Below are 17,954 nucleotides of genomic sequence, written 5' to 3'. Positions count from 1 at the left end.
CCTCACGGAAAAAGCGGACGGGGCGGAGGATAAATCATGATCGCCCCGCTGAAACGCATCCTCGCCATACTGGCCAAGGAATTTATCCAGATGCGGCGCGACCGCATGACCTTCGGCATGATGATCATGGTGCCGATCATCCAGTTGACCCTGTTCGGTTTTGCCATCAATTCCGATCCGCGCCACCTGCCGACCGCCGTCTATCTGGAGGAAACCAGCCCTGCCGTGCGGTCCATCGTCGCCGCCATGCAGCAATCGACCTATTTCGACATCAAACAGCAGGTGTTCGACCCTGCGGAGGCCGATCGCCTGCTGCAAAATGGCGAAGTGGCCTTTGTTGTCGAGGTGCCATCGGGCTTTACGCGCGACCTGCTGCGCGGTGACCGGCCGCAACTGCTGCTGTCCGCGGACGCCTCTGACCCCTCGGCGGCGTCCGGGGCGGTGGGGCAGATGAACGAGATTGTGCGAAGGGCCATCAATCATGGATTAGGGCGCGGCTGGTCCAGTCTGCAAGGGCAAACGCCTCTGGTCGATGTGGTGGTCCACCGCCGCTACAACCCCGAGGGCATCACCCAGTACAATATCGTGCCGGGGCTTCTGGGTGTCATCCTGACCATGACCATGATCATGATCACCTCCATGGCCATGACGCGCGAACGCGAACGCGGCACGCTGGAGAATCTTCTGGCCATGCCGGCGCGTCCGTGGGAGGTGATGGTGGGCAAGATCACCCCCTATGTCGGGGTGGGGTTGATCCAGACCGGTATAGTCTTGCTGGCTTCGACCTTCGTATTTGGCGTGCCGTTTCTGGGCTCGCCTTGGCTGCTTCTGGCCTGTGTCGGCCTGTTTATCATCGCCAATCTGGCCGTAGGGTTCACCTTCTCAACCATTGCCCGCACCCAGATGCAGGCCATGCAGATGACCTTCTTCTTCTTCCTGCCGTCGATCCTGTTGTCGGGCTTTATGTTCCCCTTTCGCGGTATGCCCGACTGGGCGCAGTGGATCGGCTCGGTCTTCCCGTTGACGCATTTCCTGCGCGCCGTGCGGGGCATTATGCTCAAAGGCGCCGATGCCGCCGCCGTGTGGCACAATATCTGGCCGCTGTTGGTCTTCATCACGGTCGCCAGCTTTATTGCGCTGAAACGTTATCGGGTGACATTGGATTGATGCCCAAGGGGCATTGAAAATGCCTCTGGGTATGCCTTTCGAGACTGTCTTAGTCATTGACACATATGAGACAGTCTCGAGTTTTCAACGGCCGGAGGCGGTCAGCCTCTTCGGCCGTTGGTATGATGATGAAATTTTTGTGTGCGGCGCAAAATTAACCCAAATTAACCATTGCGGCCATAAAACCGAATCCAGCGTTTTATCAAAACGAGGTGGAAGATGACGGTTCAGGGTATCAACCCCCTGCGCGACGGCGTGCTGGCGGGCGCATTGGTCTTCGGTGTGGCGCTGGTGGCGTCGCTGGCGGTGTACATGACGGCGCAGCACGGCATGAAGACCGAGATTCGCGACAACCTCAACGGTCTTTCGCATCAGGCCGCCGCCTTGCTGGATACGGCAACCCTTTCGACCTTCACCTCCGGGACAGACAAGGCGGGCGCCGACTATCAGAAGGTCGCCGCACCGTTTCAGAAGCTGGTCGATGCCGACAAGCGTCTGGCCTTCATCTACGCTATGGTCGAGCGCGAGGGTAAGGTCTATTTCGTCATGGACGTGCAGCCCACCGGCAGCAACGGTGAGCCCTCGGCGGTGATGGAAGAATATAAAGACGCCTCGCCCCTGCTGGTGCAGTCCTTCCGCGACCGCAAGGGCGCGACCGAAAGCGAACCGGTCACCGACAAATGGGGCACCTTCCTGTCCGGCTACGCGCCCTTTACCGATGCATCGGGGCAGTTTGCCGGTATGGTCGGGGTGGACATCACGCTGAAAGAATATCAGGCCAGCCTCAATCGTATCCGTCTGGCCCTGCTGATCGGTCTGGCTCTGGCCGCCCTGTGCGCGGTCGGGGTCGGTTTGGGCGTCTATCGGGCGCGTCAGGTCATGGCCCGCTCGCGGCAGGCTGCCGCCGAGCAGGCGCAGCGCATCAGCGATATGGAGCGCCAGCGTCAGGAAGCCGAAGCACACGAAGCCGAACGCGCCGCGCACCTGCGCCGCCGCACGCTGAATGCGCTGGCTGATGAACTGGAAGCCTCGGTGACGACGGTGGTCAGTGAGGTGATCTTGGCCACGGCCCTGCTGAAAGGAGAGGCCGATAACGTGACCCATATCGCGCAGGACACCAAGACGCGCACCCATCGCGTTTCGGGCATTTCGCAGAACGCCGCCTCCAACTCGGCTCAGGTGGCCGCCGCGGCCGAAGAACTGACGGCCTCCATCGCCGCCATCCGCGAACAGGCTGAACACGCCGCCGCCGTGGTGCGCGTGGCCTCGGACAAGGGCGACACGGCCAAGTCGGTGATTCAACGGTTGAGCGAATCGTCGGGGCGTATCGGCGATGTCGTCGGGCTGATCAACACCATTGCCGGTCAGATCAACCTCCTGTCGCTCAACGCCACCATCGAGGCAGCGCGCGCCGGTGAGGCGGGCCGCGGCTTTGCGGTCGTCGCCTCTGAGGTCAAGGCCCTGTCCAATCAGGTGTCGAAAGCGCTGGGTGATATTTCGGCGCTGGTCGGCGCCATTCAGTCCGAAACCCAGTTGTCGGTTGAGGCGATGAACGACATCCTGCGCACCATTGCCGAGATTGAAGCGGGCACCGGCGTCATTGCCGAGGCCGTGGGTCAGCAGTCGCAGGTGACGGCGGAAATTTCGCACACCATCCACGCCACGGCGGCCGGGGCGCGTGAAATCGCCGACAATATGCAAAATGTCACCGACTCGGCGGAAAACACCGGCCTGACGGCGCAAAAGGTCGCCGGGGCGAGCGTTGCCTTGCAGGGCCGCGCCCGCGAACTGAGCGACAAGGTGGACGGCTTCGTGCGTCAGATCCGGGCCTGAGGTGCGGCGCAGGAGGGAAAAGGCCGACGACGGTTTCGTCCCACGGGCTTTTTCCTTTGAGATTTGGCGTCAGAAGTGCCAAACAGTGCGCCGGTAAAAACCCAAGGCCGGTAAAAACCAAGGTACGTGTGATGACGAACGAACAGGTCAACCCCATCCCCAACATACTGACGGCCACCCGGCTGGTGCTCGGGATCGCCATGTTTGTGCTGATGGCGGTGTCGGCGGATGCCATTCCGATGGTGTCGGTGATGCCGGACATGATCTTCGGGTTGCAACGCTGGGCTTTTTATCTGTTTGTGGTGGCGGCGGCGACCGACTACCTCGATGGTTATCTGGCGCGTCGGCTGAACGCCGTTTCGGTCTGGGGCTCGATCCTTGACCCCATTGCCGACAAGATTCTGGTCTGCGGCACGCTTCTGGGCCTGTTCGCCATGCACACGGGCGACCCCATCTTTGTCCTGCCCGGCGCCATCATCCTCTTCCGTGAATTTGCCGTCTCGTCCTTGCGCGAAGCCACAGCCGGGCGCAGCCTGTCCCTGCCGGTGACCCTGCTGTCGAAGTGGAAGACGGCCATTCAGATGACGTCGCTGGGCGCGTTGCTGATCACCGAAAGCTGGGCCGCCTTCGGTTTGGAAAAGCTGCTGCCGCTTTGGTACGACCCCTTCTTCACCATCGCCTATCTGGCCCTGTGGTTCGCCGCTCTGGCCTCGATCTGGACGGGCGTGACCTACTTTATCCAAACGCGCCGCCAACTTTAGAAAAGTCGTGAGTTTGGCGATCTGGGGCGTCGGCGTCGCTTGCCCGTATTCATATACGGGCGGCGCTAGCCTCCTGCCATCTCATCCAAACTAACGACTTTTCGCATGGGAGTTGGCTCAAATTCCCCTCTCTCGTGAAAAAGTTAACGCGCTAACCGTTTTTCCAAACGCTTCGTTAACCATGTTTTGAGACGCTTAAAGCCTGTATGGACTCATGGTGTCGGGCGGGTAATGGCCAAGAAAGAGAAACCCAAGAAGGAAGAGGCGCCGCCGGTTGACGGTGCCGAAGGCGAAGAGGGCGAAGCCCCAAAGAAAAAAGGCTTGCCGATCATGCTGATCGCCATTGCCGGCGGCGCGGTGGTGCTGCTCGGTGGGGGCGGGGCCGCGGCCTATTTCCTGTTCCTGAAGCCCAAGCCCGCCGCCGAAGCCGGTGCGCACGGCGAAGAGGCCAAGGGCGGCCATGGCGAAGAAAAGAAAAAAGACGACGGCCACGGCAAGAAGAAGGAAGAGAAGGGCGGCCACGGCGGTGGCGGCGAAAAGGTCGATCCCAAGACCCAGCCGGTGATCGCCGAAGGGCCGGACGGCATCACCTACTTCACCCTGCCGGACACGCTGGCCAATATCCAGACGACCAATGGCAAGGCGACCTATCTCAAGCTGAAACTGACCTTTGAAGTGGCGGATCACGAAACGGTCGAACTGCTCAACCAGAGCCTGCCGCGTATTGATGACGTGTTGCAGGGCTTCCTGCGCGAGTTGCGCCCGGAGGACGTGACCGGCTCTCAGGGCAGTTATCAGTTGCGTCTGGAGATTCTGCGTCGCGTCAATCTGGTACTGGCCCCGCATAAGGTCAATGCGGTGCTGATTGAGGAGATGCTGATTACCTGAATCAGGGTAACAGCAGGTTTCGGGTAAGAGTCGGGAAGCAGGCGTAAATGGCGGAAGTCGATCAGGAAGCCTTAATGGCCCAATGGGAGGCCGAACTGGCCGCCGAGGCCGAAGCGGCGACCGGCGGCGGGGGCGACGGGGGGGCGGGCGATCTGGCGGCCGAATGGGAAGCCATGGTCGGCGGCGGAGGCATGGACTCGCGCATGGCCTCGCCCACCGGGGCCGAGCGCATCCTCAATCAGGACGAAATCGACAGCCTGCTGGGTTTTGACCTCAGCGACGACGATTATAATGAGCGGTCCGGCATCCGGGCCATCATCAATTCGGCCATGGTGTCCTATGAACGCCTGCCGATGCTGGAAATCGTCTTCGATCGGCTGGTGCGCCTGATGACGACGAGCTTGCGTAACTTTACGTCTGACAACGTCGAAGTGTCGCTCGATAATATCTCGTCCATCCGTTTCGGCGATTATCTGAACTCCATCCCGCTGCCGGCCATTCTGGCGGTGTTTCGTGCCGAGGAACTGGACAATTACGGGCTTTTGACCGTCGATTCCAACCTGATCTATTCCATTGTGGACGTGCTTCTGGGCGGGCGGCGCGGCACGGCGGCGCTGCGCATCGAAGGCCGCCCCTACACGACGATCGAGCGCGTGCTGGTGCAGCGCATGGTCGAGGTCATCCTGCACGACGCCAAGATGGCGTTTGAGCCGCTGACGCCGGTCAATTTCAATCTCGACCGTCTGGAAACCAATCCGCGCTTTGCCGCCATTGCGCGCCCGGCCAATGCGGCCATTCTGGTCAAGCTGCGCATCGACATGGAAGACCGCGGCGGGCGCGTGGAGCTTCTCTTGCCCTATGCGACGCTGGAACCCATCCGCAAGATGCTGCTTCAGCAGTTCATGGGCGAAAAGTTCGGCCGCGATAACATCTGGGAAAGCCACCTGGCCACGGAACTGTGGACGACTCAGATGGAAGTGCGCGCCGTACTCGACGAACAGCAGATGCCGCTGTCTGAGGTCTTGAACTTGAAGGTCGGTGAGACCATCGTGCTCAATGCAACGGCTGATTCTCCCATTGAACTGCGGTGCGGCACGATTCCGCTGACCAATGGCAAGATGGGACGCAAAGGCCACAATATCGCTGTCCGCGTCGATCACCCGCTGGCGGCCTCAACCAAGCGCCGATTGACGCAGATCAGGAAGAAGTAGTCCGCCCCCATGCCCGCCGCCGCCGGACTGATCATGGATATGGTCCTTATGGGCCTGCTGCTGGTGGCCCTGTGGTACGGCATGCGCCTCAATGCGCGCCTGAAGGCGCTGCGTAACGGGCAGGAGAGCTTCATCAAGGCAGTGGCTGAGCTGGATCAGGCGGCCATCAAGGCGCACGCCTCCTTGCGCGAACTGCACGCCAATGCCGACGAGTCGCAGGAACTGCTGCACGGGCGCATTCTGGCGGCGCGTGACCTGTTGTCGAAACTGGAAAGCCAGATTAACCGCGCCGAACGCGCCCGCCGTGACCTCGAAGAGGGGAATGTCACCCCGGTGACGCGCATCGTCGAACCTGAGCCGGGGCCCTCTCTGTCGGTAGCGCGTAGCGCTCAGCGCGACAGTTGGGCCGGGGCGCGTGGGGCCGAAGGGCGTCAGACCTATGCCGGCCGCGGACGTCCGGCCTTTGAAGACGAGGATGAGGCCGATGAAGACCTCAACCTGCCGCTTTCGGGGCGTCTGCGCGACATGAATGACCGCCTGTCGCGCGGTCAGCGCCCCGAAACGCCGTCCGCGCCGCGTCCGCCGCTCGATGAACAGGCCGCCGTTAGCGCCATCGGGCTGGAAGCGATTAACGAAATGTTGAGAGCGTTCGCCGATCCTGAGGACCGTGAACCCCAGCGTCCGGCCCGCCGCGCCTCAGCGGAGACGCCGCCGCTGCGTACCGAAGGCCGCAGAAGCGCGCCGCCCAACCCTTCTGTGGCTCCGAATGTTCGTCCCGACTCTTTGCGGCTGTCGCGTTCGCGGCTGCCGTCGGCGCTTGATGACGAACTGTTTGACGCGGGTCAGGCGGCTGAGCCGGACAGGCCCGCTCCCCAAGCCGCAGAGGCGGCCCCCAAACCCGCGCGCCCCCTGTTCCGGCGGCTGCGTTGACACGAGCGCATTCCGAAACGGAGTTCGGCGAAGCCAAAAGGTGAAGCGGTTTTCGGATTCAAATGCGCGATAAAGCAAAAGCCTGAGTAAGTAGATAATGGCCAATCATCTTCGCCTCCTGCCGCTGATCGCCGTTGCTGTCGGCGGCGTTATCGCCGTCCGTGCGGTCGGTTCCATCGAGGCCATGCCCGCCTTCCTCAAAAGCGCCACCGCCTGGGCCGAGGCCCCGAAAGCCGACGGTGGCGCCAAGAAGGGGGAGGCCAAGCCCAAGACTGAAAAGGCGACCTCAGCGGATGACACGGCCACCGATGCGGCCGAATCCGCCGCCGGTTCGGTCTCCGGCGATGACAAGGCCCTGTCGGTGCTCGATGCCGCTCAGCCCGCCGCTGCCAAGGCCGCCCCGGTCTGCGCCACCTCGGTTGATGACCTCGCCAAGCAGGCCGGCATGTCGCCCTCGGAACTGAAGGTCATTCAGGCGCTGGCGCAGCGTCGCGCCGAACTGGACGCCCGCGAAAAGCAGATGGCGACGCAGGAGCAACTGATCGCCGCCGCTGAAAGCAAGCTCGATGGCCGAATCAAGCAACTGGGCGACCTCAAGACCCAGGTGCAGGCCCTGCTCGATCAGGCCAACAAGACCGGCGACGAAGATGTGCTGCGCATGGTCAAGGTCTATGAATCCATGAAGCCCAAGGACGCCGCCAAGGTCATGGAAACGCTCAAGGACGATGTGCGCCTGCCCATCGCGTCGAAGATGAAGGAGCGCAACCTGGCGGCCATGCTGGCTCAGATGCAGCCCGACAAGGCGCGCGACCTGACCGAAAAGCTGGCCCAGCGCATGAAAAAGGCGGATGACCTGCAAAACCGTCTGGATAAGGTCAATGCCGCCGGTGCCGCTCCGGCCACGCCGGCCCCTGCGAAGAAGTAAAAGGCACCCTCTTGCCTCCGGCGGGCTTTACTTGCCTCCGGCGGGCAGGGGCACGGCCCCTGCACCCATATATTATACCTCCCCAACCTGTTGGGGAGGGGGACCACACGAGCCTGATGAGCGTAGCGAAATCAGGTGAGATGTGGTGGTGGGGGTTTTGGGACGTTTCGGTGCGACCGTTAACCTTATGCAGCGTGTCCCCATATGTTTTTTGCGCTCCGCGCAGCGATTTACCATCGGTTACCCGACAAACTGACGGATCATTGACTCCAAAAATCAACCTTCGTTACCTCGGCGTTAACCCTGCCTTAAGCCCAATCAGGGCAAGGATTCGAGCGTCATGACGCGCCCACCTCACGACCTGTCACGGCTAAAAGCCGCGCTGAACGCGGAAACGCAGATGCGTTACCCGTCGCGCGAGGCCGCGTCTGCCGGGTTTACCGTACGCAATATCCGTTTTGCCGCCGCGGCTGTCGCCCTGACCGGGTTCGGGGCCGCCGGTCTGGCCGTCTCCGCGCCTCTGGCCGATCAGGTGGCCGCCGCACTGGCTTCCAAAAGCGAAATCGACCTGCGTGTCGGGCGCAACGGCGGTGTCAGCCGCGTCGAACTCTATGGCTCCGTCGGGTCGCGCGCCTCGGTGCGCAGCGACAAGGGACAGGTGGTCATCCGCTTGCCGGGGGCCAAAACGCCCGACATCGGCGACTTCCGCGTCAATCCGCCCACCGGCGTCAAGGCCGTGGACCTGCGCCGCGATGCGCGCGCCAGCGAGATCGTCCTGACCCTCGATGAGGGGGCCAAGGCGCGATTCGGGCGCTCGGACGGCGCGGTCTTTGTGCAGATCGACAGCAAGGACGATCACGGCGAAGCGGCGGAGGTCCTGAAAACCGTCGCGGCCGAAGACCGCAAGGCGGGTGAATTGCTGCCCGCCCCGGTGACCGAAACCAAGGTCAAGGCGGCCGCTCCCGTTGTCGCGCTCAAGCAGGTGCGCGTGCAGGACGGCGTGCAACTCGATTTTCCCTTCCCGGAAGTCACCGGAGCCGCCGTCTTCCGTCGCGGCGAGGCCGTGTGGATGGTCTTTGATCGCGAGGTCGATTTCCGTCTTCCGGCGGGCCTGAAAGACGGTAGTGTCGTTACCGAGGCCAACTGGGTCAAGAATGACGGCTTTACCGCCCTGCGGCTGGTCGCCCCGTCGGCGACGGGTTTGTCGGTCGATACGGAGGGCGCAACCTGGCGCGTGCGCGTCGGTGGGCGAGCCCTGAGCGGCGAAGCCAGCGAAGTGGCGGTCAAGCGGGATGACACGACGGGCTCACCCACACTGACGCTCAATCTGGCCGGGGCCAAGCGCGTGGCGTGGATTCGCGATCCGATGGTCGGTGACCGCATGGCGGTCATTCCGGCCCCCGGTCCGGCCAAGGCCGTGCGCGACGACCGTTCGACGCTTCAGGCCTCGATTGCCGCCACGGCGCAGGGCGTGATGGTTGAGCGCATGACGCCCGACATTATGGTCACGGTCGAAGGCGACCGCGTGGCGGTGACGCGCCCCGGCGGCCTGTTGCTGTCGTCCAACGGCGAAGGGGTGCAAAAGCCCGATCGCGCGGGTTTCAAGCCGGCTTTGTTCCCGACCCTGCCGGACCCGTCGTGGAGCCAGATGCCGGAAGAGGGCTTCCTCAAGACCTATAACCGCCTTCAGGAGGCCGCCGCCGAGGAGCAGGGGGCCGGGGCCGAAGGGCCCTATGCGGCGCGCCTTGATCTGGCGCGTTTCCTGATCGGGCAGGGGATGAATTTCGAAGCGCAGGGCGTGCTTGACCTCCTGACCAAGAACAATCCGCGCAGCCTTGGCGATCCGCAGGTGCGCGGCCTCAAGGTGGTGGCCAAGGTGATGGCGGGCCGCCTGTCCGATGCGCAGGTCGATCTCGATTCGACGGCCTTGCAAAACGATCCGGCGGCCAATCTGTGGCGCGGCTATATCGCCGAACGCGGCCGCCATTACGAAGACGCGCGCAAGGCCTTTGCCGAGGGCGTGTCGGCCATGGAGGGCTTTCCGCCGGAATGGCGCACGCGCTTCGCCACGGCCAATGCCCGCGCCGCGCTGGCGCTGAAAGACACCAGGGCGGCGTGGGAGCTGATCGTCTATGCCGCCGGTCAGGACGTGCCGCCGCTCGACCGGCTTGAGGCGCAACTGGTGCAGGCCGAAATCATTGAGGCACAGGGTGACAAGGCACGCGCCTACCGCGTCTATGCCGCCATCGCCAAATCGACCTCGGATCGCATCAATGCCCCGGCGCAGTTGCGCGCGGCGCGGCTTAAGCTGGAACTGGGCGAGGGCAAGCCTGAGGAAACGCTGCAACTGCTCAGTTCCCTTCGCTTCCGCTGGCGCGGTGACGAGACGGAACTGGAAACCATCCGCACCATGGCCGATATCTACCTTACGCAAGGGCGCTATCGTCAAGCGTTGGAGGTGCTGCGTGGGGCCGGGGCCTCCTTCTTTAACCGGCCCGATGCGGTTGAAATTAATGAGAAACTCAGCACGGCCTTCCGCAGCCTGTTCCTCGACGGCATGGCCGATGGGCTGCAACCGGTCGAGGCGCTGGGCCTCTATTTCGATTTCAAGGACCTGACGCCGGTCGGTGGCGATGGCGACGCCATGGTGCGCCGCATGGTCAAGCGTCTGGTCGAGGTCGATCTTTTGTCTCAGGCCGCCGATCTGCTGCAATATCAGATAGATAATCGTCTTCAGGGCGTTGCTCGCTCTCAGATGGCGGCGGACCTCGCGGCCATTCATCTGATGAATCGTCAGCCGGAAAAGGCGCTTCAGGCCCTGTGGAAGACGCGCAACACCCTGCTGCCCAAGCCCGTCCTCACCGAGCGACGGGTGCTGGAGGCACGGGCGCTGAACGAACTGAACCGCCCCGATCACGCGCTGGAAGTGCTGGGCAACGATATGTCGCCCGAAGCGCTGGACGTACGTGCTGACATACTGTGGCGGCAAAAGGACTGGGCCAAGGCCGGGGCGCTGCTGGAGCGGCGTCTGGGGGACCGCTGGAAAAAGGACGGGGCGCTGGCCATCGGCGAAGAGGCCAATCTGATCCGCGCCGGGGTGGCCTATAGTCTGGCCAGTGACCAGAAATCGCTGGATCGCCTGTCGCAACGCTTCGGCAAATACGCCGATACAGCCCAGAATGGCGACGCCGTGCGCGTGGCGCTGGCTGGGCTGGATAACGGGCCGCTGCGCGCCTCGGACTTTGCCACCGCAGCCGCCCAGACCGATAGCTTCACCGCCTGGGTTGCGGCCATGAAGCAGAAGTTCCGCACGCAGCCCGCGCAACCGGCACCTGCGGCCCCGGCGACACCCGCCCCGAAGACCGCCTAAGCCTACTTCTTCAGCAGCGGGTCGATGTGCGCCGACAGCTCGTCGATCTCATAGCGGCTGAGTTGCACCGTCTTGCCATTGATAAGGAAGGTCGGCGTGCCGGTGACGCCGTCTTTCAGCGCCTGCTGGTTCAGCTCATTGAGCGTGTTCAGCCCTGCCGGATCGGTGACGCAGCGGTTGAAATCGGCCTCGCTCAGGCCGGCCGATTGCGCGATGCGCAGCAGGACCGGGCGGGCATTGGCGTATTGTTCCGGAGCGCCGCCCTGATCCATTTCCGGCTGAGCCCGCATGATCGAGTCGATCACCGTCAGGGCCTTGTCGCGCGACACGCAGTTGGCCAGCATGTGCCCGGCGGCCGCGACCGCCGCATTGCCGGTCATCATGGGGCGATAGACGTAGCGCACCTTGCCCGTTTCAACATATTTGCTTTTGAAGGCGGGCATCATCTTTTCATTGACCTGCGCGCAGATGGGGCAGGCCACAGAGGCGTATTCGACCACCGTTACCGGCGCGTCGGCCTTGCCTTCGCTCAGTTCATCCACCTTGATCGTGCCCTTCGACCCGGACTGACCGCAGGCGGCCAGACCCAGCATCAGGAATGCCGCCACCGTCAGGCGCAGCGTGGAAACGGTTTTGATCATGAGGGTCCCCAAAGGTCCGATGGGTGCGTTTTGCCCTGTATCCAGAATGAGAATGGCGGCGAAAGTGTGACCCGCGCCTCCCCTGATCACATCCGCGTTATCATTGTCCGGATTCGCTTTGTGGCGAAGCTGTGGCCATGTAATATATCTGCATTCTCCGGTGTAACGGAGTTTAACGAACGCAAAGGTTTACGATCGCCAAACGAAAAAGCATAGCCGCCCTGAACAGATGCGCGGCCCCTGAATGAAGATGGAACGGCTCGATTTGACTAATCTTAAGCCTCCGTCTGCTAGTCGAAATCTCGGCCCAGCCCATATTTGCTTTACTTGCGATCAAGCCCCCGAAACCCAGACGATGCCACCCGTTTTTCAGGGCGCGTATCCTTTTGTCTCTGAACCCCCTCTCACTTTTGGAAAGGACGGACCGCGCCGGATGACGGCGGGCCGAAGACACCCATGAATCTCAACAGTCTCAATACCGCTCCCAAGCTCTCTGGCCGCTGGAAGGTCTATGCGCCGCTGGGCGCCGTGGCGCTTCTGGCGCTGTTTGGTCTGGCCTCGTGTGGGCAGACGATCCAGCCCGGCAATGTTGGCGTGAAGATCCGCACGCTGGGCCCCAATGCCGGCGTGGACAAGACCGCTTTGCCGTCGGGCTGGCACCTCAACCTGATCGGCGAGCGTATCGTCGAATTCCCGGCCATCCAGCGCACCTATACCTATACGCGCGAACAGGATGAGCGCGGCCCGGAAAACGAGGAGATCAACTTCTCGGACAACAACGCCCTGCCCATGACGGCGGACGTGCAACTGGTCATGCGTATCGACGCGGGCAAGGCGCCTGAGCTTTACAAGCGCTACCGCCTGACCTTCGATCAGATGTTCGAAGGCCCGATCCGCAATGATGTGCGCTCCGCCATCGCGGCGGAAACCGAGCTGGTCAGCGTCGAGTTCCTGTATCGCGGTGGCCGTCAACAGGTGATCCAGAAGGCGCTGGCCCGCGTCAATCGCAAGTGGGAGCCGCAGGGCGTCAATATCAGTCAGCTCGACTGGATCGGCACCATCCGCTACCCGCAGGTGATCCTCGACTCGATTCAGGCCAAGACCAAGGCCGACGCCGACGCCGCAGCGGCTCAGGCGCAGGTCGCCGTGGCCAAGGCGCAGGCCGACGCGAAGATCGAAGAGGCCCGTGGTCAGGCCGAGGCCAACCGCCTGATCGCCCAGTCGATCGCCGCCAGCCCCGGCGTGGTGCAACTGCGCGCCATCGAAAAGTGGGACGGCAAACTGCCTCAGGTGACGGGCTCGGCCACGCCGTTCATCGACCTGAAAAAGGCGGATTAAGTGTCCTCAGAGCGGAATGATCTCTGATCATTCCGCTCAAGCCGCCATTGAGGCGGCGGCCAAGGTGGCGGAGCCGCCGCCCGGCGAGGGTCGAAACATAATCCAGATCATTATGTTTCCGTCGGAAACCCTAATGATCTGGAGAGGGGCCTTGCGTCCCTCTCCATTTGCGTTAGGTTTGAAACCTCTGAAAGGGAGGGGGTATTATGAAACTGTCGATTGATTTTGCCTTTGCGGGTATTGAAATCATTAAGAAGAGCCCGCTGGCCGTGCTGGTCTGGGGTCTGGTCTATCTGGTGGTCAGTGTGGTGTCGTCGCTGCTTATAGTGGCGGTGGCGGGGCCGGCCCTGACGGCGCTGCAAAACTATCAGACTGCGCCCGATGCCGACCCGATGCAGGTGTTCGGCCATCTTGGGGCGCTTGTGCCGGTCTATCTCATTGCCGGTGTTCTGGGGCTGATCTCTTCCGCTATCATCCAGTGCGCCGTCTTCCGCAGCCAGTTGCGGCCGGGTACCGGTGGTTTTGCCTTTTTGAAACTGGGGGGCGATGAGTTTCGGCAGATACTGGTCGGCATTTTGTGGGCGCTGGCGTTCGTTCTGTTCTACATCGTGTTCGGCATTGCGCTGGCCATACTGATCGGGATTGTCTCCATGGTGGGCCAGTTCAGCGAAATTCTGGCCGGAATTCTGATTTTTGTTCTGGTCGTTGGCGGCATTGTCACCTTTCTATATATCGTCAGCCGCTGGTCGCTGGTTATGGTGCAGTCTTTTGCCGAAAAGAAGATCAATATTTTCGGCAGCTTCAAGCTGACCCAGGGGCAGGGCTGGAAACTGCTGGGCGGTTACCTTCTGCTGGGATTGGTGATGATCGTCATTATGATCATCGTCTATAGTCTTGTCTTTGCGCTGGTGGTCGGGACCAGCGGTGGCTGGACGCAGGCCATCACCCAGATGAGCCGTCCGGACATGAGTTCCGTCGCGGCTCTGATGACGCCTGTCTTTTTCGCACAAACCCTCGTCAGCAGTCTGCTGATGGGCGGCTTCTATGCCCTGATCTACGGCGCCTCGGCAGCGGCCTACAGTGCCCTAAGCGACAAGGGCACGCGCTCGGTCGAAGTGTTCTGACCTTGATGTGAGGGCGGTCGGACGATAGGCTTGCCGTAAAGGAGCCTTGCATGTTCGACCGTCGCACCCTGCTGTTATCGTCTGTGGCGCTGTCGGTGGCGGGGCCTGTGGCCGCCAGGACGCGCAAGCCTGTGTCGGTGATTTTTCACACTGACATTGGCGGCGATGTGGACGATACCTTCGCGCTCCTCTACCTGCTGCGGCGGCCGGAACTGGCGCTCAAGCTGGTGGCCACCGATGCAGGTAGCCCGCAGTACAAGGCCCGCCTGACGGCCAAACTGCTCACCCTGGCCGGGCGCAGTGACGTGGCCATTGCCATGGGCCGTCCGAAGGGCGAAGACACCGGCGCGCAGGCCGGATGGGTCGGAGATTACCGGCTCGCTTCCTATCGCGGCGTGGTGCGCACGGATGCGGCTCAGGCCATGATCGACACAGTGATGGCCTCACCCGATCCGGTGACGATCATCAGCGTCGGCCCGGCCACGGAACTGGCCGAAGCCTTGCGGCGCGAACCGAAGCTGGCGCAAAAGGCGCGCTTTATCGGCATGTTCGGCTCGGTGCGTATCGGCTATAAGGGCGTTGCGCCGGCCGATGCCGAATATAACGTCAAGGTCGATCCGGCGGCGCTGCGCACCATCTTCGAAGCCGACTGGCTCAGTTGTGCGATTACGCCGCTCGATACCTGCGGTCTGGTGACGCTGGATGGCGCCGACTGGCAAAAGTTGTGGCAGAGCCGTGATCCCTTCGCCGTGGCCTGTATCGCAAACAGCAAGGTGTGGCTGCCCAACGCGCCATGGATGGCCAAGGATTTCGACCTGACGAAGCAAAGCTCGGTGCAATTCGATGCTGTGGCGGTTGAAATGGCCTTTGACGAGTCGAAACTGGTTATGGAGACCCTGCCGCTCAGCGTGTCGGATGACGGGATGACGCTGATCGACCCCGCCAAAGGCCGTCCCGTGCGCGTGGCGACGCAGTGGACAGATTTACCCGGCTTCAAACGGCAACTGGTCGAGGGACTGACGCGCGGCGCTTGAGAGCGGCGGCAGGCGATATCTGACAGGCGTCGGCCGATGAGACCGACGCCTGTCGAAGATACCTTGTGGGAGCTTATTCGTAGGTGGCCCAGGTTTCGCCGGTCTTGCGGCTATAGCTGATGGCGATGCTTGAGACTTCGCACAGGTTGAAGTTTTCCCATTCCGCCGACTCACCATCATCATAGACGACCTTGAGGTCCCACAGGCAGGCCTTTTCCTTGCGGCTGAAGGCGATGTCCACCCTGGCATTGTTGGGCAGCACATCCTCTTCCATCACATCCTCGTCCCAGCTATCCGATTTGCTGGGCGACACATAAACTTCGGAAATCGTGTAGCCGGTATGATTGATCAGCGTGAAATTCTGCTTGCCCTGAGCCAGAGCCACGGTGCTGGCCAGCATGTAGACAACGAAGGCCGAAAGCGCGGCCATCAGCCACACAACACTCTGGCGGCGCGTTTGAGCATTTGAAACCATTGAAATTCTCCCGAAAAAATTTAATCGAAACGCAAAAAACAGTCCCGCAGCGTTCAATCGCCGCGATCCGGTTACCCTCATTTATAACGACTTTAAATGAAATGGCCGTAACAAAGTTATCACGGTTCGCCCCGCTCAGACAGGCAATGACTTTCCAACCCGCTGTCTGGCGTAGAACTTGGGTGCAAGACTTGCACGGCTGCACGTGTCGCCCGTAAAAGTTTGGCTCCATTCAATCAACAATAGATGTGTCCAGCCGGGGCGTATCCTTGAGGAGGTCATTGAGGCGGTTACGGATCATCGAGAAGGTAAAGCCAAATCCCGGCAAGGTCGTCAGTAATATCCACCAGGGCGGATTTTGGGAGTCGAGCATCCAGATCATAAAGACCAGTATCGGCACGCTCACGATTTGCATGAGCATGAGGGCATAGCCGCTCAGCAAGGCTTTGCGAATGGCGATGGCTTGCGCCTCGTCCTTCAGGCGATAGGCCGGTCGATGCCGACCGTGCCGATAGAAAAGGGTGTCCTGACCCAGTCGCTCGAATTTATCGTCGATGAGTCTCATCTATCCCCCCGCGCCCCCGGCCTTGGTAAAGCTCTCGACCAATGAACCGCACACCAGCCGCCAGCCATCAACCAGCACGAAGAAGATCAGCTTGAACGGCAACGACACCACCACCGGCGGCAGCATCATCATCCCCATGCTCATCAGCACCGAGGCGACGACGAGGTCGATCACCAGAAACGGCAAGAAGAGGAAGAAGCCGATCATAAACGCCGTCTTCAGTTCCGAAATCATAAAGGCCGGCGTGATGACCGTGATCGGCAGGTCCATATTGTCCTTGGGCTTTTCGACCTTGGACAGGCGGATAAACAGGTTGAGATCGCCCGCATCGACCTGAGACAGCATAAAGGTCTTGACCGGTTCGGAGGCCGCGTCGAAGGCCTGCGGCATCTCCATCTCCTGATCCATCAGCGGGCGGATGCCGGCGTCATAGGCCGCCTGATAGGTGGGGGCCATCACCACCGCCGACAGGAACATGGCCAGCGAGATCAGCACCGCATTGGGCGGACTCTGTTGCAGGCCCAGCGCCGTTCTGAGCAGGGACAGCACCACCACGATGCGGATGAAGGAGGTGGTCATGATGACGATGGACGGCGCCAGCGACAGGACGGTCAAAAGCCCCAGCATCTGCACGACGCGCGCCGTCAGCGTGCCGCCTTGCCCCAGATCAAGATTGACCGACTGCGCCAGCACGTCGCCGGGGAAGATCATTAGGGCGAAACCGAGAATGCCGCCCAGCAGGGTCACGGCATAGTCGCGTTTGCGCATTGGCTTGCCGAACTGACGAAAAAGGTCGGGCATCCGCATCACAGCACCGGCCGATTGACGGTGGGCGCAGGGGCAGGTTTCGGCTTGGGCGCGGGCAGTTGGCGCGGCTCGATCAGTTCCTGCCCTTCGCCCAGCAGCAGCAGGCGCTCCTCATCATCGACGCGCACCAGCACGAGACGCCGCGCCGGATCGAGGACGAGGGTTTCGACAACGCTCAGGCGGCGCTCCCCACGCTCTCCCTGAAAGCGCGCCAGCAGTTGCGGTGCATAGCGCCGCAGGGCATAGGCGAGGCCCAGCACCAGCCCCAGAACGATGGCCAGCGCAAAGGCCGCCCGCAACAGACTTAAAAAGACATCCATCGGGCCAACCCCTCCATACGCGACCACCGCCCCGATATGCGGCACAAGGCCTTAAAGCCTCGTTAACCAACAAGGGGGCATATTTTGCCTGCCGCTCTGCATAGGCTGAGTCGCAGCGGACAGGTAAGGCATCGCGCATGAGCACGGAAAATATCGGCCTCCTTGGGGCGCTGAAAGAGAAGATGACCTGGCTGGGTCAGCGCCAGAAGCTGGTGGCGCAGAACGTGGCCAATGCCTCGACGCCGGGTTTCAAGCCGCGCGACCTCAAGGCTCTCGATTTTGCCTCCGTCCTCAAAGGGCAGCAGGAACAGACCGGACTGGGCCTCAGCGTGACCAATGCCGGGCACATGAATGTCGAAGGCGGCGGAAGCTTTGCGCCCAAGGCGGTGGTTTCGCCGGATTCCGAAACCACCATGGACGGCAATTCGGTCGTGCTGGAAGAACAAATGCTCAAAATGGCCGAAAGCCGGATGCAGTATGAGGCGGCTCTGGGCTTTTACCAGAAGTCGCTGGGCCTGATCCGCATGGCAGGTAAGGCACCGGGTAGATAGGTTAGAGGGCGCAC

General features: G+C 61.8%; 17 protein-coding genes. 12 read left to right on the top strand and 5 right to left on the bottom strand.

Going from position 1 to position 17,954, the window contains the following annotated elements:
* Positions 1–36: 36 nt before the first annotated feature.
* From EM6_RS04015 to EM6_RS03980, 8 genes are all read left to right on the top strand, one after another.
* On the top strand, positions 37–1,167 hold the full coding sequence (locus EM6_RS04015) for an ABC transporter permease (RefSeq protein WP_126420436.1): 1,131 nt from the start codon (positions 37–39) through the stop codon (positions 1,165–1,167).
* A gap of 219 nt (positions 1,168–1,386) precedes the next feature.
* The gene (locus EM6_RS04010) at positions 1,387–3,000 is read left to right on the top strand and encodes a methyl-accepting chemotaxis protein (RefSeq protein WP_126420435.1); all 1,614 of its coding nucleotides are present in this window, start codon (positions 1,387–1,389) and stop codon (positions 2,998–3,000) included.
* Between the two features lie 131 nt (positions 3,001–3,131).
* On the top strand, positions 3,132–3,761 hold the full coding sequence (pgsA, locus tag EM6_RS04005; RefSeq protein WP_126420434.1) for a CDP-diacylglycerol--glycerol-3-phosphate 3-phosphatidyltransferase: 630 nt from the start codon (positions 3,132–3,134) through the stop codon (positions 3,759–3,761).
* A gap of 231 nt (positions 3,762–3,992) precedes the next feature.
* The gene (locus EM6_RS04000; protein ID WP_126420433.1) at positions 3,993–4,649 is read left to right on the top strand and encodes a flagellar basal body-associated FliL family protein; all 657 of its coding nucleotides are present in this window, start codon (positions 3,993–3,995) and stop codon (positions 4,647–4,649) included.
* Positions 4,650–4,696: 47 nt separating this feature from the next.
* A complete protein-coding gene (gene fliM / locus EM6_RS03995) occupies positions 4,697–5,860 on the top strand; it encodes a flagellar motor switch protein FliM (RefSeq protein ID WP_126420432.1) in 1,164 nt (387 codons plus the stop codon).
* Between the two features lie 9 nt (positions 5,861–5,869).
* Positions 5,870–6,790, top strand: a complete 921-nt coding sequence (locus EM6_RS03990; RefSeq protein ID WP_126420431.1) for a DUF6468 domain-containing protein — start codon at positions 5,870–5,872, stop codon at positions 6,788–6,790.
* Positions 6,791–6,887: 97 nt separating this feature from the next.
* Entirely contained in the window at positions 6,888–7,715 is an 828-nt protein-coding gene (locus EM6_RS03985) for a MotE family protein (RefSeq protein ID WP_126420430.1), read from the top strand.
* A 340-nt stretch (positions 7,716–8,055) separates the two neighbouring features.
* Positions 8,056–11,085, top strand: coding sequence for a tetratricopeptide repeat protein (locus EM6_RS03980; protein ID WP_126420429.1), 3,030 nt, complete (start codon positions 8,056–8,058; stop codon positions 11,083–11,085).
* A 2-nt stretch (positions 11,086–11,087) separates the two neighbouring features.
* On the opposite strand, the gene EM6_RS03975 is transcribed toward EM6_RS03980, so the two are convergent.
* Positions 11,088–11,726, bottom strand: a complete 639-nt coding sequence (locus EM6_RS03975) for a DsbA family protein (RefSeq protein WP_126420428.1) — start codon at positions 11,724–11,726, stop codon at positions 11,088–11,090.
* A 456-nt stretch (positions 11,727–12,182) separates the two neighbouring features.
* Here EM6_RS03975 and EM6_RS03970 point away from each other — a divergent pair, with 456 nt between their 5' ends.
* From EM6_RS03970 to EM6_RS03960, 3 genes are all read left to right on the top strand, one after another.
* Complete coding sequence (locus EM6_RS03970; RefSeq protein WP_126420427.1) at positions 12,183–13,064, top strand: SPFH domain-containing protein; 882 nt, start codon at positions 12,183–12,185, stop codon at positions 13,062–13,064.
* A 206-nt stretch (positions 13,065–13,270) separates the two neighbouring features.
* Complete coding sequence (locus EM6_RS03965; RefSeq protein ID WP_126420426.1) at positions 13,271–14,188, top strand: DUF7544 domain-containing protein; 918 nt, start codon at positions 13,271–13,273, stop codon at positions 14,186–14,188.
* Between the two features lie 50 nt (positions 14,189–14,238).
* Positions 14,239–15,222: a nucleoside hydrolase gene (locus EM6_RS03960; protein WP_126420425.1), complete on the top strand. Its 984-nt coding sequence runs from the start codon at positions 14,239–14,241 to the stop codon at positions 15,220–15,222.
* Between the two features lie 73 nt (positions 15,223–15,295).
* Here EM6_RS03960 and EM6_RS03955 read toward each other — a convergent pair whose 3' ends face one another.
* The 4 genes from EM6_RS03955 to EM6_RS03940 form a co-directional block, all read right to left on the bottom strand.
* Entirely contained in the window at positions 15,296–15,697 is a 402-nt protein-coding gene (locus EM6_RS03955; protein ID WP_126420424.1) for an argininosuccinate lyase, read from the bottom strand.
* A 232-nt stretch (positions 15,698–15,929) separates the two neighbouring features.
* Positions 15,930–16,262, bottom strand: a complete 333-nt coding sequence (locus EM6_RS03950; protein WP_126420423.1) for a hypothetical protein — start codon at positions 16,260–16,262, stop codon at positions 15,930–15,932.
* Positions 16,263–17,030, bottom strand: a complete 768-nt coding sequence (gene fliP, locus EM6_RS03945) for a flagellar type III secretion system pore protein FliP (protein ID WP_420000737.1) — start codon at positions 17,028–17,030, stop codon at positions 16,263–16,265. It lies immediately after the preceding gene.
* A gap of 38 nt (positions 17,031–17,068) precedes the next feature.
* A complete protein-coding gene (locus EM6_RS03940) occupies positions 17,069–17,389 on the bottom strand; it encodes a flagellar biosynthetic protein FliO (RefSeq protein WP_126420421.1) in 321 nt (106 codons plus the stop codon).
* 137 nt (positions 17,390–17,526) lie between these two features.
* Between EM6_RS03940 and flgB the strand changes: the two genes are divergently transcribed.
* Positions 17,527–17,940 (top strand): flagellar basal body rod protein FlgB, encoded by a 414-nt coding sequence (gene flgB / locus EM6_RS03935; protein ID WP_126420420.1) that lies wholly within the window; start codon positions 17,527–17,529, stop codon positions 17,938–17,940.
* Positions 17,941–17,954: the final 14 nt, after the last annotated feature.

Origin of the sequence: Asticcacaulis excentricus (assembly GCF_003966695.1) — a bacterium.
Taxonomy (GTDB): Bacteria; Pseudomonadota; Alphaproteobacteria; order Caulobacterales; family Caulobacteraceae; genus Asticcacaulis; species Asticcacaulis excentricus_A.
The sequence above is the reverse complement of the archived record's forward strand: the minus strand, read 5'-3'. Positions and strand labels throughout refer to the sequence as shown.

Bases quoted from the DNA above. Each gene is read 5' to 3' on its own strand.
- EM6_RS04015 (WP_126420436.1), top strand. From the start codon at position 37: ATGATCGCCCCGCTGAAACGCATCCTCGCCATACTGGCCAAGGAATTT.
- EM6_RS04010 (WP_126420435.1), top strand. From the start codon at position 1,387: ATGACGGTTCAGGGTATCAACCCCCTGCGCGACGGCGTGCTGGCGGGC.
- pgsA (WP_126420434.1), top strand. From the start codon at position 3,132: ATGACGAACGAACAGGTCAACCCCATCCCCAACATACTGACGGCCACC.
- EM6_RS04000 (WP_126420433.1), top strand. From the start codon at position 3,993: ATGGCCAAGAAAGAGAAACCCAAGAAGGAAGAGGCGCCGCCGGTTGAC.
- fliM (WP_126420432.1), top strand. From the start codon at position 4,697: ATGGCGGAAGTCGATCAGGAAGCCTTAATGGCCCAATGGGAGGCCGAA.
- EM6_RS03990 (WP_126420431.1), top strand. From the start codon at position 5,870: ATGCCCGCCGCCGCCGGACTGATCATGGATATGGTCCTTATGGGCCTG.
- EM6_RS03985 (WP_126420430.1), top strand. From the start codon at position 6,888: ATGGCCAATCATCTTCGCCTCCTGCCGCTGATCGCCGTTGCTGTCGGC.
- EM6_RS03980 (WP_126420429.1), top strand. From the start codon at position 8,056: ATGACGCGCCCACCTCACGACCTGTCACGGCTAAAAGCCGCGCTGAAC.
- EM6_RS03975 (WP_126420428.1), bottom strand. From the start codon at position 11,726: ATGATCAAAACCGTTTCCACGCTGCGCCTGACGGTGGCGGCATTCCTG.
- EM6_RS03970 (WP_126420427.1), top strand. From the start codon at position 12,183: ATGAATCTCAACAGTCTCAATACCGCTCCCAAGCTCTCTGGCCGCTGG.
- EM6_RS03965 (WP_126420426.1), top strand. From the start codon at position 13,271: ATGAAACTGTCGATTGATTTTGCCTTTGCGGGTATTGAAATCATTAAG.
- EM6_RS03960 (WP_126420425.1), top strand. From the start codon at position 14,239: ATGTTCGACCGTCGCACCCTGCTGTTATCGTCTGTGGCGCTGTCGGTG.
- EM6_RS03955 (WP_126420424.1), bottom strand. From the start codon at position 15,697: ATGGTTTCAAATGCTCAAACGCGCCGCCAGAGTGTTGTGTGGCTGATG.
- EM6_RS03950 (WP_126420423.1), bottom strand. From the start codon at position 16,262: ATGAGACTCATCGACGATAAATTCGAGCGACTGGGTCAGGACACCCTT.
- fliP (WP_420000737.1), bottom strand. From the start codon at position 17,030: ATGCGCAAACGCGACTATGCCGTGACCCTGCTGGGCGGCATTCTCGGT.
- EM6_RS03940 (WP_126420421.1), bottom strand. From the start codon at position 17,389: ATGGATGTCTTTTTAAGTCTGTTGCGGGCGGCCTTTGCGCTGGCCATC.
- flgB (WP_126420420.1), top strand. From the start codon at position 17,527: ATGAGCACGGAAAATATCGGCCTCCTTGGGGCGCTGAAAGAGAAGATG.